This is a genomic window from Mesorhizobium sp. M0998, from assembly GCF_040318885.1.
Lineage (GTDB): Bacteria > Pseudomonadota > Alphaproteobacteria > Rhizobiales > Rhizobiaceae > Mesorhizobium.
This window is the reverse complement of record NZ_JAMYND010000023.1, coordinates 95455-108898: the sequence shown is the minus strand read 5'-3', so window position 1 is coordinate 108898 and position 13444 is coordinate 95455. Positions and strand designations below refer to the sequence as shown.

At 63.6% G+C, this 13444-nt stretch carries 14 protein-coding genes; 6 read left to right on the top strand and 8 right to left on the bottom strand.

Going from position 1 to position 13444, the window contains the following annotated elements:
* Positions 1-383, top strand: a 383-nt coding sequence (locus NKH59_RS21605; protein WP_352683431.1) for a transposase, incomplete at its 5' end; no start/stop codon positions are given.
* A 14-nt stretch (positions 384-397) separates the two neighbouring features.
* Here NKH59_RS21605 and ligD read toward each other — a convergent pair.
* From ligD to NKH59_RS21590, 3 genes are all read right to left on the bottom strand, one after another.
* The gene (ligD, locus tag NKH59_RS21600; protein WP_353022988.1) at positions 398-2899 is read right to left on the bottom strand and encodes a DNA ligase D; all 2502 of its coding nucleotides are present in this window, start codon (positions 2897-2899) and stop codon (positions 398-400) included.
* Between the two features lie 9 nt (positions 2900-2908).
* Entirely contained in the window at positions 2909-3760 is an 852-nt protein-coding gene (gene ku, locus NKH59_RS21595) for a non-homologous end joining protein Ku (RefSeq protein WP_352971660.1), read from the bottom strand.
* A gap of 119 nt (positions 3761-3879) precedes the next feature.
* Positions 3880-4386 (bottom strand): YciE/YciF ferroxidase family protein, encoded by a 507-nt coding sequence (locus tag NKH59_RS21590; RefSeq protein WP_352473615.1) that lies wholly within the window; start codon positions 4384-4386, stop codon positions 3880-3882.
* A 407-nt stretch (positions 4387-4793) separates the two neighbouring features.
* Between NKH59_RS21590 and NKH59_RS21585 the strand changes: the two genes are divergently transcribed.
* The 3 genes from NKH59_RS21585 to NKH59_RS21575 all read left to right on the top strand — a co-directional run bounded on the left by NKH59_RS21585 (position 4794) and on the right by NKH59_RS21575 (position 7391).
* Positions 4794-4940 (top strand): hypothetical protein, encoded by a 147-nt coding sequence (locus NKH59_RS21585; RefSeq protein WP_023718851.1) that lies wholly within the window; start codon positions 4794-4796, stop codon positions 4938-4940.
* A 194-nt stretch (positions 4941-5134) separates the two neighbouring features.
* A complete protein-coding gene (locus tag NKH59_RS21580; protein WP_352473583.1) occupies positions 5135-5578 on the top strand; it encodes a thiol-disulfide oxidoreductase DCC family protein in 444 nt (147 codons plus the stop codon).
* A 61-nt stretch (positions 5579-5639) separates the two neighbouring features.
* A complete protein-coding gene (locus tag NKH59_RS21575; RefSeq protein WP_352684010.1) occupies positions 5640-7391 on the top strand; it encodes a saccharopine dehydrogenase family protein in 1752 nt (583 codons plus the stop codon).
* On the opposite strand, the gene NKH59_RS21570 is transcribed toward NKH59_RS21575, so the two are convergent.
* The 3 genes from NKH59_RS21570 to NKH59_RS21560 all read right to left on the bottom strand — a co-directional run bounded on the left by NKH59_RS21570 (position 7280) and on the right by NKH59_RS21560 (position 10874).
* Positions 7280-7663: a DUF1850 domain-containing protein gene (locus NKH59_RS21570; RefSeq protein WP_352451865.1), complete on the bottom strand. Its 384-nt coding sequence runs from the start codon at positions 7661-7663 to the stop codon at positions 7280-7282. The genes NKH59_RS21575 and NKH59_RS21570 overlap by 112 nt on opposite strands.
* Entirely contained in the window at positions 7660-9756 is a 2097-nt protein-coding gene (locus NKH59_RS21565; protein WP_353022986.1) for a TRAP transporter permease, read from the bottom strand. The genes NKH59_RS21570 and NKH59_RS21565 overlap by 4 nt, the downstream gene beginning before the upstream one ends.
* A gap of 158 nt (positions 9757-9914) precedes the next feature.
* Positions 9915-10874 (bottom strand): TAXI family TRAP transporter solute-binding subunit, encoded by a 960-nt coding sequence (locus NKH59_RS21560; protein ID WP_352473580.1) that lies wholly within the window; start codon positions 10872-10874, stop codon positions 9915-9917.
* 253 nt (positions 10875-11127) lie between these two features.
* Here NKH59_RS21560 and NKH59_RS21555 point away from each other — a divergent pair, with 253 nt between their 5' ends.
* Positions 11128-11481, top strand: coding sequence for a YciI family protein (locus NKH59_RS21555; RefSeq protein ID WP_023718846.1), 354 nt, complete (start codon positions 11128-11130; stop codon positions 11479-11481).
* On the top strand, positions 11481-12737 hold the full coding sequence (locus NKH59_RS21550) for an RNA polymerase sigma factor (RefSeq protein WP_353022984.1): 1257 nt from the start codon (positions 11481-11483) through the stop codon (positions 12735-12737). The genes NKH59_RS21555 and NKH59_RS21550 overlap by 1 nt, the downstream gene beginning before the upstream one ends.
* A gap of 14 nt (positions 12738-12751) precedes the next feature.
* Here the strand turns inward: NKH59_RS21550 and NKH59_RS21545 are convergent, their stop codons facing one another.
* Positions 12752-13231, bottom strand: coding sequence for a glutathione S-transferase family protein (locus NKH59_RS21545; RefSeq protein ID WP_353022994.1), 480 nt, complete (start codon positions 13229-13231; stop codon positions 12752-12754).
* Between the two features lie 20 nt (positions 13232-13251).
* Positions 13252-13374, bottom strand: coding sequence for a thioredoxin domain-containing protein (locus tag NKH59_RS21540; RefSeq protein WP_353022982.1), 123 nt, complete (start codon positions 13372-13374; stop codon positions 13252-13254).
* Between the last annotated feature and the right edge of the window lie 70 nt (positions 13375-13444).

Below are 13444 nucleotides of genomic sequence, written 5' to 3'. Positions count from 1 at the left end.
CCCGTCGCTTCGCTATCCTCGTCTCGATCCCGGGCGTCTCGGCAATCACCGCCTTCGCGCTTCTCATCGAAATGCCCGAACTCGGCACGCTCGGTCAGGGTCAGGCTGCTTCCCTCGCAGGCCTCGCTCCCGTCGCACGACAGTCCGGCAACTGGATCGGCCGCGCCTTCATCCGCGGCGGGCGAGCCAATGTCCGACAGGCACTCTACATGCCCGCCCTCGTCGCCATGCGCTTCAATCCCGATCTAAAGGCAAAATACCACCAGCTCACGGCCGACGGCAAAGCCTCAAAACTCGCCATCACAGCCATCATGCGAAAGCTCATCATCCTCGCAAACGCACTACTCAGGGACAATCGGACCTGGACACCATCTCTCCCTTGACCAACACGGATACTCTAGCCGCGCTTGAGCGGCTTGGCCTGCTTGAAAAAATCCTCCCAGGGATCGGCTTGCCCAAGCCGCTTCAGCGTCGTCTTGTCGCCGATCGGAAAGGCGTTCGGCGGCAATCCGGCCTCGATTTCCGCCCAGGTCACCGGCATTGATACCGTGGCGCCTTTTTTGGCGCGGGACGAATAGGGCGCGACCGTGGTCGCGCCACGGCCATTGCGCAGATAATCGACGAATATCCTGCCGGTGCGCGCCTTCTTAGACAGCGTCGCCGTGTAGCGGTCGGGTGCGGCTTGCTCGAGCGCTCGGGCGAACTCATGGGCGAAGCCTTTGACCTCGTCCCAGTCCGCCGACGGCTTCAGCGGGACGAGGACATGATAGCCCTTGCCGCCCGAGGTCTTGACGAAATTAGGCAGGGACAGTTCGTCGAGCCGGCTGCGGATATCGAGCGCCGCGGCACGCACCGCCTTCACGTCGACACCCTCGTCGGGATCGAGATCGAAGATGATCTGGTCTGGTTTTTCCAGCTCGTCCGTGGTCGAGCCCCAGATGTGGATCTCGACGACGCCGAGTTGAACGAGGGCCACGACACCGTCGAAATCGCGGATGAACAATATCTCCTCGCCGTCGGTGGGGTCCTTCATCACGGCGATCTTGTCGTGCATGCCGGCCGAGGCATGCTTCTGGAAGAACCGTTGGCCGCCAACACCGTCCGGCGCCCGCACGAGGCTGAGCGGCCGGTTGATGACGAATTGCTTCATGCGCGGCCAGACCAGCGCGTAGTGATCGACCAGATCCTGCTTCGATACGTTCTCCTGCGGCCACAGAAGCTTGTCGGGGCGGGACAGCGTAACCGAGGTTTTCGCCGTGGCCGCGGGTTTGGCGGGCTTTGGCGTCGACTCTGCCGGAGCTGAGCGTGCTTTCGGTTTCTCCTGCACGACTTCCTCCGCCGGCTTGTCCTCGCGCAATCCCTGGAACGACGCGTGGCGTATTATACGGTCCGACGTCCAACTGCGAAACTCCACTTCGCCAACAAGTTCGGGCTTGACCCAGACCAGCCCCTTGCCCCTTGGCACCGCCCTGTCGAAGGGCGAGGTTGTCGTCTTCAGCGCATCAAGCCTCCTCTTCAGCTCGTTGGTGCTTTTGGCCGTGAAGCCGGTGCCGACGCGGCCGGCATAGCGCAGCTTGCCGCCCTCGTGATAGCCGACCAGCAGCGAGCGCAGGCCCCGCCCGGTCTTGTCCGACGGCATGTAGCCGCCGATGACGAATTCCTGGCGCGCCGTACATTTCGACTTCACCCAGGACGGGACACGGCCGCTGCGATAGGGCGCATCGGCGCGCTTGGAGACGACGCCTTCGAGCCCCAGCCGGCAAGCATGCTCCAGCATGATCTTGCCGGGCTCGGCAAAGTGGTCGCTGAAGCGCACGGCCTGATCCTCGGCCTGTCCGGCGAGCAAAGTGCGCAGCCTTTCCTTGCGCTCGACCAGCGGCTCTGAACGGATATCCTCACCGTTGAGACGCAACAGGTCGAAAACGTAGTAGATGAAACGATCCGTACGGCCCGCCGACAGATCTTGCTGCAGCAGCGAGAATGACGACACGCCATTATGCGCCAGCACGACGATTTCGCCGTCGATGATAGCATCGGTGCATTTCAGGCCGCCAAGTGCCGCGACAATTGCGCCACCGAATTTGTCGGTCCAGTCGAGGCCGGCGCGTGTCAAAAGCCGCACCTCGGTGCCGGCAAGCTGCGCCTGCATGCGATAGCCGTCGAACTTCACCTCATGTAGCCAGTCCTTGCCGGGCGGGGCGTCCCGCTCCAGCGTTGCGAGCGCCGGTTCGATGAATTCCAGCCGCCTTGCCGCGACGGCCTTCGCTTTGCTGGCGGCCGGCCGGTCGGACTGCCAGACGCTTGGCTTCTTGCCGTCGGCGGTCTTGCCTTCGCCGACCTCTTCGATGGTCAGGCCGGATTTCACCGATTGCGGCGCCTCCTGCAAAATGTCCTCGCCCGGACGCGCGGCGGCATCGTCGGATTTGATCAGCAACCAGTTGTCACGCTTTTCGCCCGGACGCGGCTTCAGCCGCACCAGATGCCAGGCGCCATGCAATTTGTGGCCATACAGTTCGAAACTGATATGGCCTTTCTTCATCGCCCTTGCCGGGTCGCCATCGGGGACCCAAGTTCCCTCGTCCCAGACAATGACCGAGCCGCCGCCATATTGGTCCTTCGGGATGGTGCCTTCAAACGGCGCATAGTCGATCGGGTGGTCCTCGACGTGCACGGCGAGCCGCTTTTCGTGCGGGTCGAGGCTCGGGCCTCGCGTCACGGCCCAGCTCCACAGCACGCCACCATGCTCGAGACGAAGGTCGTAGTGGAGCCTGGTGGCGGCATGCTTGTGGATGACGAAGATGCCACCCGCCACGGCTTTCTTGCCGCGCGAAACCTTGCCGGCTGGTTCGGCCGTCTTCTTGAAATTGCGCTTGGCGTGATACTGCTCGAGGCTGGCCATGGGCGGATCCTAAGCAGATTTGCGCCGGGCGGCTTTGGACTTGGCGCCTTTTCCCGGGCGTCCGGTCCTTGCCGGCGCACCGGCTTCCGACGAAAGGCTCTTCTTCAGCGCATCGAAGAGGTTGACGACGTTGGAGGGCCGTGGTTCCGCCTTGGCCTTCGGTGCCTTCTTGCCGGCCTTCTTGGCGCGGACCAGCTCGATCAGGGCATTTTCGTATTTGTCCTCGAATTCGGAAGGATCGAACGCCGCCTGTTTCTCATCGACGATGTGTTCGGCCAGCCTGATCATCTCGGCGTCGGTCTTCACCGTCTTGATGTCGCCGAACACTATCTCGGGCCTGCGAACCGTATCGCCATAGCGCAAGGTCGTCAGCAGCAGACCCTTGCCCAACGGCTCGATGACCACCGGACGTTCGCGGCGATAGAGCACAATGCGGGCTAGCCCCGCCGTCTTCTTGGCGGCCATGGCGTCGCGGATGACGGCGAAGGCCTCTTCCGAGACCTCGTCCGCAGGCGTCACATAATAGGGCGCGTCGAGATAGATCTGTTGGATCGAGGATTTTTCGATGAAACCATCGAGGCTCATCGTGTGCGAGGATTCGATCTGCACGGCTTCGATCTCCTCCTCCTCGATTTGGACGAAGTCGCCGTCGCCGATTTCGTAGCCCTTGATCTCGTCGCCTTCATCGAGCGGCTTGCCGCTTGCCGAATCGACATAGACGCGCTTGACGGTATTGCCGGTCTTGCGGTTGAGCACGCGGAATGAGACTTTCTCCGCCTGGGTGACGACATTGGTCAGTTCGACGGCGCAAGTGACCAGCGAAAGCTTGAGATACCCTCTCCAGGCCGGGCGCGGCGCCATGACAAACTCCCTGCACGACAATGTTCAACCGAGAACGGGCAAAGTCCGTTCCGGTTCCGGCGGCGCAAAAGGCAAGTCCGGGCTTTCAACCCAGCCTTGCCTTGTTCTCGCTCACTGCGCTACTCGGCGGCTTGCAGGTTGACCTTGCTTTCCGCTATCTCGGTAAGCTTGCGGTCGGTTGCCTGCTCCTCCTTGAGGTTGTTGGCCAACACATTGGCGCAGTCGCTGCGGCCCAGTTGCTTGGCCCAAGCAATCAGGGTGCCGTAACGGGTCATCTCATAATGCTCGACCGCCTGGGCGGAGGCGATCAGCGCAGCGTCGAGGACCTCCTTGTCGGCGATGTCGCCGCTGACGTCGTCGGCTTCTTCGAGAATGCCGTCGATGGCTGGGCAGTCGACCTGCTTGGCCTTCACGCCGTGCAGTTCGAACACCTGCTCGACACGCTGGATATGACCCTTGGTCTGAGCGAGATGTTTCTCAAAGCCGGCTTTCAGCTGCGGATCACTCGCCTTGTCGATCATCTTCGGCAGCGATTTCTCGATCTGTTTTTCAGCGTAATAGATGTCGCGCAGCGTGTGCACGAAGAGGTCGTCGAGGGTTTTGATATCCTTCGAAAAGAAACCCATGGCCTTTGCCTTTCCATTGCTCTTGCGGTTTCGGATTTTTTGGCTGCGGCCCACCCGAGCACCACAGCCTGCGGAGCCGGTTCGTCCCGGCACTGGGAAATCAACGTGCGGCTGACGGGCCGGTTCCTGGTTTTCCGGCCGCGTGCACGGAAATTTCGCGGTCCGGCAAAACCTGAAACAAAACCGCGCCTCTGCGACATTCAGGCGAAACATATGTGATGCAAAAGTCACACTGGACGAAATGCCGACGAACTGCATGGAAACACCGCGAATCAGCCGCATTCCAGCCATGAACAAAGGCATTTTCGACCAGAGATTAACATCGCGTTCACCGACTATTCACGCCTGGACGCTATGATCCCCGCAATTCGGAAGGGACATCCGAAGCGGGACAGGGACCGAGTAAAATGAGCTTCTGGAATCAAATCGCCGGCTATGCCGCCGCCATCCGCGAATTCGTCGCTCCGACCTATCGGCCTGAGCGCTATTATATGCGCGGCCCAGGCCCCGCCTGCGCGCGCCGTGGCAACACGCTTGGGATCAGCGTGCACTGATGATGACCACGGAAAGCCGTCACGACAGCCGGATCTGCCGGCCCGACGCCGACAACCGGTCAACGACCTATCGCGCCGAGCGCCCTGCGCTGACCGACAGACGGCGTGCGACAACGCCAAGGCCCTGACATTCCGGGCTTTGATCCAGCCGCCGGCAGGCCTAGTTTCATCTGACACCAGCTGTCAGGCGCCACGTGACCGTCAAGCCGAACCATTCTCCTGAACCGCCGGAATTCGATGCAAGTCGCCCGTTGATCGTGTTCGACGGCGTCTGCGTGTTGTGCTCGGGCTTTGTGCGCATGGTGGTGAAGCTCGACCGCAAGGGCCACTTCCATTTCGTAACGGCGCAGTCACCGTTCGGCGAGGTGCTGTTCAAGAAATACGGGCTGCGGACGGATCGCTACGAGACCAATCTCGTCATCGTCGATGGCGCGGCTTTCACCCGCCTGGACAGTTTCGTTGCCGTCATGGCCGAACTCGGCTGGCCGTGTCGGTCGGCGCGGATCCTGCTGCTGTTGCCGCGCCCGCTTCGCGACTGGCTCTACGGCCGCATCGCAAAGAACCGCTACGCCCTGTTCGGCAAGAAAGACAATTGCGAAATCCCTTCCGCCGAGGTGAGGGCAAGATTGATCGGCTAGATTCGTTGCCGTGGCCGGGAGCGGGCGGGGCATTTTGGGGGAACTGTTGGGGGAACTGCGGATGAAGGTTCTTGTCGTCGGCGGCTATGGCACCTTTGGCGGTCGCACTGTCGAGCTTTTGGAGGGCGAGCCGCATCTGATCCTCTTTGTCGCCGGGCGCTCGCTCGCCAAGGCTGACGCGTATTGCAAGAAGCGCGCCCCGACAGCAGCCCAGCTGGTGCCGGCACTGTTCGACCGTGACGGCGATCTCGCCGCGCAACTCGCTGCATTAGAGCCTGATATTGTAGTCGACGCGAGCGGTCCGTTCCAGGCCTATGGCGAGGGACGCTATCGCCTGATCGAGGGCTGCATCGCCCGGCGCATCAACTATCTCGATCTAGCCGACGGCTCGGATTTCGTCGCCGGTGTCTCTGCGTTCGACGAGGCGGCGCGAAACGCCGGCGTCTTCGTGCTGTCCGGCGTGTCGAGCTTTCCGGTGCTGACGGCGGCAGTGGTGCGTCGCCTGTCTTCGGACCTGACGCGGGTCGACGGCATTCGCGGCGGCATCGCGCCGTCGCCCTTTGCCGGAGTCGGCGAGAACGTCATTCGGGCTATCGCCGGTTACGCCGGTCAGCCGGTGCGGCTTGTTCGTAATGGCCGTCCCGAACAAGGCCATCCGTTCACAGAGCAATTGCGCTACTCCGTCGCGCCGCCGGGCCGGCTGCCGCTTCGAAACACGCTGTTCTCGCTGGTCGACGTTCCGGACCTGCGCGCTCTGGCCAAGCTTTGGCCGGAGGCGAAGACCATCTGGATGGGCGCCGGGCCGGTTCCCGAGACGCTGCACCGCGCCCTGATCGGCCTCGCCTGGCTTGTACGCGCCGGATTGATCGGTTCGCTTTCGCCACTGGCGCCGCTGATGCATCAGGCAACGAACCGGCTGCGCTGGGGCGAGCATCGCGGCGGCATGTTCGTCGAGGTGGAGGGATCGGACCGGGCGGGCGCCATCGTCAAGCGCTCGTGGCATCTCGTGGCCGAGGGCAATGATGGGCCGCTGATCCCGTCGATGGCGGTCGAAGCGCTGGTCCGCAAAGCGCTGGCCGGACATCAGCCCGCGCCGGGCGCACGGGCGGCGATGCGCGATTTGGAGCTCCGGGATTATGAAGCCCTGTTCGCCGGGCGGACAATCTACACCGGCTTCAGGAACGGGGCGGCGGACGAGGACAAGCCGCTTTATGCCGAGCTGCTCGGTGCCGCCTGGCAAGGCCTTCCCGAGGCAATTCGGTCAATGCATGACCGTACGATCACGGCCGCAGGCCGCGCGCGCGTCGAACGCGGGCGCAATGTTCTTGGCCGGCTAATGGCCTGGACGGTCGGCTTCCCCGGGGCAAGCGAGGACATCCCGGTTCATGTCCGCTTCGACACCGACAAGGACGGCGAGACCTGGACCCGGACATTCGGCAAGCACAGTTTTTCGAGCCTACAGTCCGCAGGCCGGGGTCGATCGCAGCGCTTGCTGTGCGAACGCTTCGGCCCGCTGACCTTCGCGATGGCGCTGGTTGCAGCAGACGGCCGGCTGGCGCTGGTCTTGCGCCGCTGGAGTTTTTTTGGCCTGCCGCTTCCGATGTGGCTCGGTCCACGCTCGACTTCCTACGAAACGGTGAAGGATGGCCGCTTCCGCTTCCATGTTGAGATCTCGCATCCGCTTGCCGGCATGATCGTCCGCTACCGCGGCTGGCTGGAGCCCTCCGGCCCGCACGGCTCCAGCGAGATCGTGCCGCCTGCCAGCTTGGCCAATTCGCGACAGTCCTGCGCCGTGCACAGCGTCCAGCCCTGACCCGTTGCGCCCGAGGCGGCGAGCGCGAGGCGCCGCTGTGGCCCGACCTTGGGCGCATAGACCCACCAGCCGTTTCTCAGCACCGAGCCTTGCGGCGGCTCCATCCCGGCGCCCGATCCCTTGATGCGGGCCTCGACCAATTGCAGGCCGGACGGCAGCACCTTCCAGTCTTCCTGCCACTGGGTCTTCTCCACCGAATGCACCCAGGAGAGCGTGAAGGCAGCGACCGCGAGCGTCACCGTCTTGCCGGCCGCGACGATGCAGAGGCTCATGCTGAATTAGCCAGCGAAGCCTGCCGCGCGCGCCAGCAGTGCCAGCCGATCCAGGCAAGGGATAGCGCCCAGCCCGCCTCGTCGGTGAGCGGCAGCGCCGCAACCAGCAGCACGCCGGCGGCGAAGGCGACGAGGCGTTCCCACCAGGCCATGCGCCGGGCGAGAAATCCGACGGCCGCGGCGCCCCACAGGACGATACCCATGCAGGCTTTGATGACGATATAGGCGACCTCGACGGGATAGCCGAACTGGGCGGCGATCGGGCCGGGGTCCTGCAGCATCAGCGCCGGGGTATAGACCGCCATGAACGGCACAACGAAGCCGGCAATGGCAAGCTTGGTGGCCTGGACGCCGATCTTGAGGCCGCTTTCCTTGGCCATGGGTGCGGCGGCGAAGGCGGCCAGCGCCACAGGCGGGGTGAGATCGGCCATGATGCCGAAATAGAAGACGAACATATGGCTGACCACCAACGGCACGCCGAGCGACAGCAGCGCTGGCCCGGCCAGCGACGAAGTGATGATGTAGTTGGGAATGGTCGGTATGCCCATGCCGAGCACCAGGCAGGTGAGCATGGTCAAAAGCAGCGACAGGAACAGATTGTTCTCGCCGATCGAGATGATCCAGCCGATGAAGGTCGAGGCGATGCCGGTAAGCGTCAACGTACCGATGACGATGCCGACAATGGCGCAGGCAATGCCGACCGGCAGCGCGTTCTTTGCTCCTTCGGCAAGGGAATCCACGCATATGCGCAGCGTCTCGCGCCCGCCCTTGAAGGTGAGGCAGGCGGCGACCAGCACTGCGATGACCAGGCTGAGGATGTTGACGCCGAATTTCATGAAGGAAGCCGCGGCAAGTCCGAGCGCCAGCCAGAAGACGATGCGGAAGGCGATAGGCCCGATCGATGCTGCCAGCGGCGTGCCGAGGATAAGCACAATGGTCAACGCCAGACCCATGGTGCCGGCGAACACCGGTGTGTAGCCGGCAAACAGCAGGTAGATCAGTGCTGCGAGAGGCAGTACCAGCGGCCAATGTTGTCTCACCGCATCCCACGGATTGGGCAGGTCGGCATTGGCCATGCCGTGCAGGCCGGCCTTGCCGGCTTCCAGGTGCACCTGCCAGAAACAGGCGCCGAAATAGAGCAGCGCCGGAATGATCGCCGCCTTGACCACAGCGGCATAGGGGATGTTCAGGGTCTCGGCCATGATAAAGGCAACCGCTCCCATCACCGGCGGCATGATCTGACCGCCCATCGACGAGGTCGCCTCGACGGCGCCGGCGAAAGCCGAGCGGAAACCGAAGCGCTTCATCAGCGGGATGGTGAACTGGCCGCTGGCCACCACATTGGCGACGCCGGAGCCGGAAATGGTGCCCATCAGCGCCGAGGACAGCACGCAGACTTGCGCCGGGCCGCCGCGCCATGAGCCGACCAGGCCAAGCGCAAAATCGTTGAACAGCGCGATCATGCCGGCGCGCTCAAGAAAGGCGGCGAAAACGACGAAGATGAAGATGTAGGCGGCCGAGACATAGATCGGCGTGCCGTAGATGCCTTCGGTACCGTAGGCGAAGGTGTCAACGAGCTGGGCGAAATCATAGCCGCGATGGATGAACGGCGGTGGCAGATGATTGCCGGCGAATGCGTAGGCGAGAAAGATGAAGGCAATGACGGCAAGCGGCAGCCCCATCAACCGCCGCGCCGCCTCGAAGACCAGCACGACCAGCACCGCGCCGACGATCAGGTCAGGCGTGGTGAGAAAGCCGGAGCGGCGGATGAGGTCGGCATAGAACACCCAATTGTACAGACCGGTGGCGAAACCAAGCAGGCCGAGCGTCCAGAACACTGCTTTCGCCGGGACGCTTTTGGCGCGCAGATTGGCGATTAGGGCAAAGCCGAGCAGCAGCAGGAAGCCGACATGCATGGCGCGTATGACCTGGCTCGGTAGGCTGCCGTAGGCGGCGATGTAGATTTGGAAGATGGAGAAGGCGATGGCGATAAAAAAAGCCGCCTTGCCAGCGATGCCTTCGCCGAAGCCAGGCGGCAATCCTTCGACAGGAGCTTCCGCTGTGGGGGAAAGAACGGTCGGGGTTGCGGTCATTAGCGGGGTTCCTGGCGGGGCGCTCCCCTCCCCGAGGGAGGTGCGAGCGAAGCTAGGCGGGTGGGGTCGGTGCGGCAGTGTACGGCCTCAACCGACCCTACCGGTCCATTCGCCTTCGGCAGCTGTTCACCTTTTCCTCAAGGGGGAGGGATGGCTCCTTACTTCACCAATCCCTTTTCCTTGTAATACCTCTCGGCGCCTGGATGCAGCGGCACTGGCATGCCGTCGAGCGCCTTGGCCGGGTCGATCGCCTTGGCGGCGGCGTGGGCAGCGGTGAGCTGGTCGAGATGCTCGAACAGCAGTTTTGTCATCTGGTAGGCGGTCTCGTCGGAGACATCGGCGCTGGTGATCAGGAAATTGCCGACGGCGGCGGTCGCAACATCCTCGGTCTGGCCCTCGTAGGTGCCCTTGGGGATGACCACGGAAAGATAGGGCAAGCCGATCTTGGCGACGTCCTCCGCCGGCACGGCAACGATGTTTACCGGCAATGAGGTGGCGAGGTCACGGATCGACGCGACCCCAAGGCCAGCCGACTGAAGCGTGGCGTCGAGCTGTCGGTTCTTGATCAGCTCCACCGATTCGGCGAAGGGCAGATATTCGATCCGCCCGAGGTCTTCGTATTTCAGCCCGGCAGCGGCAAATATCGTGCGGGCGTTGAGCTCGGTGCCTGAGGCCGGCGCGCCGACCGAAAGGCTCTTGCCCTTGAGATCGGCGAGCGTCTTGATGCCGGATTCCTTGCTGGCGACGATCTGGATGTAGTTGGGATAGATGGCGGCAATGCCGCGCAGCTTGTCGAGCTTGCCTGGGAAGCCTGCTTCAGTATTGCCTTCGGCGGCCAGCTTGACGGAATCGCCGAGCGCAAAGGCGATCTCGCCCTTGCCCTGCTGAAGCAGGTTGAGGTTTTCGACCGACGCTTTCGTCGCCTGCACCTGAGTACGCGCGCCTTCGATGCCCTTGCCGTAGATTTCCGACAGCGCGACGCCGAGCGGATAGTAGACGCCGGACGTGCCGCCGGTCAGCACGTTGATGAATTCCTGTGCCTTGACCGATACCGCGCCAAGGCCAAGCGACAGCGCCAGCACGCCGGCTGCAACAAATTTCGTTCTGAAATTGAGCATGCGATTTCCTCCCTGAAAATTCGCCGCCGTGCCCTCCTCGGCGGCACGAAGCGAGTTTAGACAGCGGGCGGGAAATGCCAACCCGCAATAGCAGCGATTAGACGAACGGCTAAGCAGTGCCGCAACACGTTGGCGCTTGCGCGAGGTCGCATCGCGGCAGAAAGATTTTTCCAGCGCTTGTCGAAATCCGGCAGGGCCGCGCGACATAAGTCCGGCTCGCAACGATGCGGCCTTCGAGAAACGGGAGAAGACCATGCGATACATGCTTTTGATCTATGGAAACGAAGCCGGGATGGCAGCCGCGCCAGCAGATGCGGTGACACAGATGTCGAGCGCGTACGTCGCCTACACCGAAGCGCTGAAGAAATCCGGCGCCTGGCTCGCCGGCGACCGGCTGAAGCCGACGCAATCCGCTACCTCGGTGCGGATGGCCAATGGCAAGACCAACGTGCTCGACGGCCCCTATGCCGACACCAAGGAGCAGCTTGCCGGCTTCTATATGATCGAAGCGGAGGACGTCGACGCCGCCATCGCCTGGGCGGCGCGCTGCCCGGGCGCCAGCACCGGCACGGTAGAGGTGCGGCCGATCTGGGAACTCACCATGTGATGCCGGAATTGCCCGATACTGCGCGGGCGGCGGCGGAAGCGGCCGCCCGGCAAAGCTACGGCAAGCTGGTCGCTTATCTCGCCGCACGCACGCGCGACGTGGCCGCTGCCGAGGACGCATTGGCCGATGCCTTTGCAGCGGCGCTCGAGCGTTGGCCACAGGCGGGCGTGCCCGACAAGCCGGAAGCCTGGCTGCTGGCGGTGGCACGCAAGCGCCGCGTCGACGCGATCAGACGGCGGCTGACACGCGAGGCGGGCCGCGACCACCTCAGACTGATCGCCGAGGAGATGGAGGCGCGCATGGCCGAGGAAGACCTGCCGGACGAGCGGCTCAGGCTCATGTTTGCCTGCGCCCATCCCGCGATTGAGGCCGGCGTGCGAGCACCGCTGATCCTGCAGACGGTCCTGGGCTTCGACGCAGCGACCATCGCCTCGGCTTTTCTTGTCTCGCCAGCCACGATGAGCCAGCGCCTGGTGCGCGCCAAGACGCGAATTCGCGAGACAGGCATTCCGTTCCGCGTGCCGGAGCGGGCCGAGCTCGGCGAGCGGCTGGGCACCGTTCTGGAAGCGATCTACGCGGCGTTTGCCGAAGGTTGGTCCGACCCGGCCGGCACCGAAACGCGGCGCCGCAATCTCGCGACCGAAGGCATCTGGCTCGGCCGTTTGATCGCCTCGCTGATGCCGGATGAGCCGGAAGCACTCGGCCTGCTGGCGCTGATGCTGTTCGCCGAGGCGCGGCGTGCAGCCCGGCGCAATGCGGCGGGTGACTATGTGCCGCTGGCCGAGCAGGATCTTGCATTGTGGGACGATACCCTGATCGATGAAGCGGAGGCGCTGCTCGGGCGCGCGGCCGCCGAGGGTGTTGTCGGCCGCTACCAGCTCGAGGCCGCCGTGCAATCCGCCCATACGACACGGCGGCTGACCGGTTGTACCGACTGGGTCGCGATCAAGGAGCTCTACGACGCGCTGTCGGTGATTGCCGGCTCGCCGGTGGTGTCGATCAACCGTGCGGTGGCGATTGCCGAGGCCGAAGGTGCTTCGGCAGGATTGGGCGCGCTTGACCAACTCAGCGGCGACAAGCGGCTGTATGACTATCAACCTTACTGGGCCGCCCGCGCGGGCCTGCTGGCCAGACTCGGTAAAGTTCCGCAAGCGAGCGAGGCCTATGACCGGGCTATCGGCCTCGAACGCGATCCGGCCGTGCGCCGGTTCCTGCAGGAACGACGGGCAGGGCTCGGCCATGCGGAAAGACACTGAGACAGGCGGAGTGCTTAGGCCGGCCACATGTCGTGGGAAGCATTCAGCCTCTTCATTACCCGATGTTCCCGCAAATTGGCCCACAGGCGTTCGACGTTCGGCCAAGCGGTTGGAACCGTCGCGACCTCCGGATGCCAGGCCACCAACATGACGAGATAGATGTCAGCCAGCGAGAGCCGGTCGCCGGCCAGCCAGTCACGGCCCCCGAGGGCGGCATCGAGAATGGCGAAGCTGCGATCCAATTCCGAGACCGCCGCCTGTTTGACGGCGTCCACGCCGCCAGCGTCGGCCGTGTAGCGATCAGCGTAGAAGAACCGCAGGTTGGCTGGATAAATGACGGAGGACATGAAAAACATCCACCGCAGGAAGTCGGCACGGTCAGGTGTGTTCGCGGCCGGCGCTAGAGCTGCGTCCGGGTGGCGTTCGGCCAACAGGACGCAGATCGCCGCCGATTCGGTCATCGAGCGTCCGTCCGGCAAGACCAGCACCGGCACCTGGTTCAAGGGGCTGATGTCTAAAAGGCCTGGTCGAGTCGGCCCTTCGGAACGTCGATCCGGTCGAAAGGCACACCCGCCAAAGCGAGCGCCGCCTCGACGACAAAGCCGCCGGCATTGGCACGCGTATAGAGCTTGTACATGAAGTCCTCCTCCAGGCAGCGACGATTTGATACGGAAGTGACCCGCCGCTCAAAGCGAACGACGCCCGCC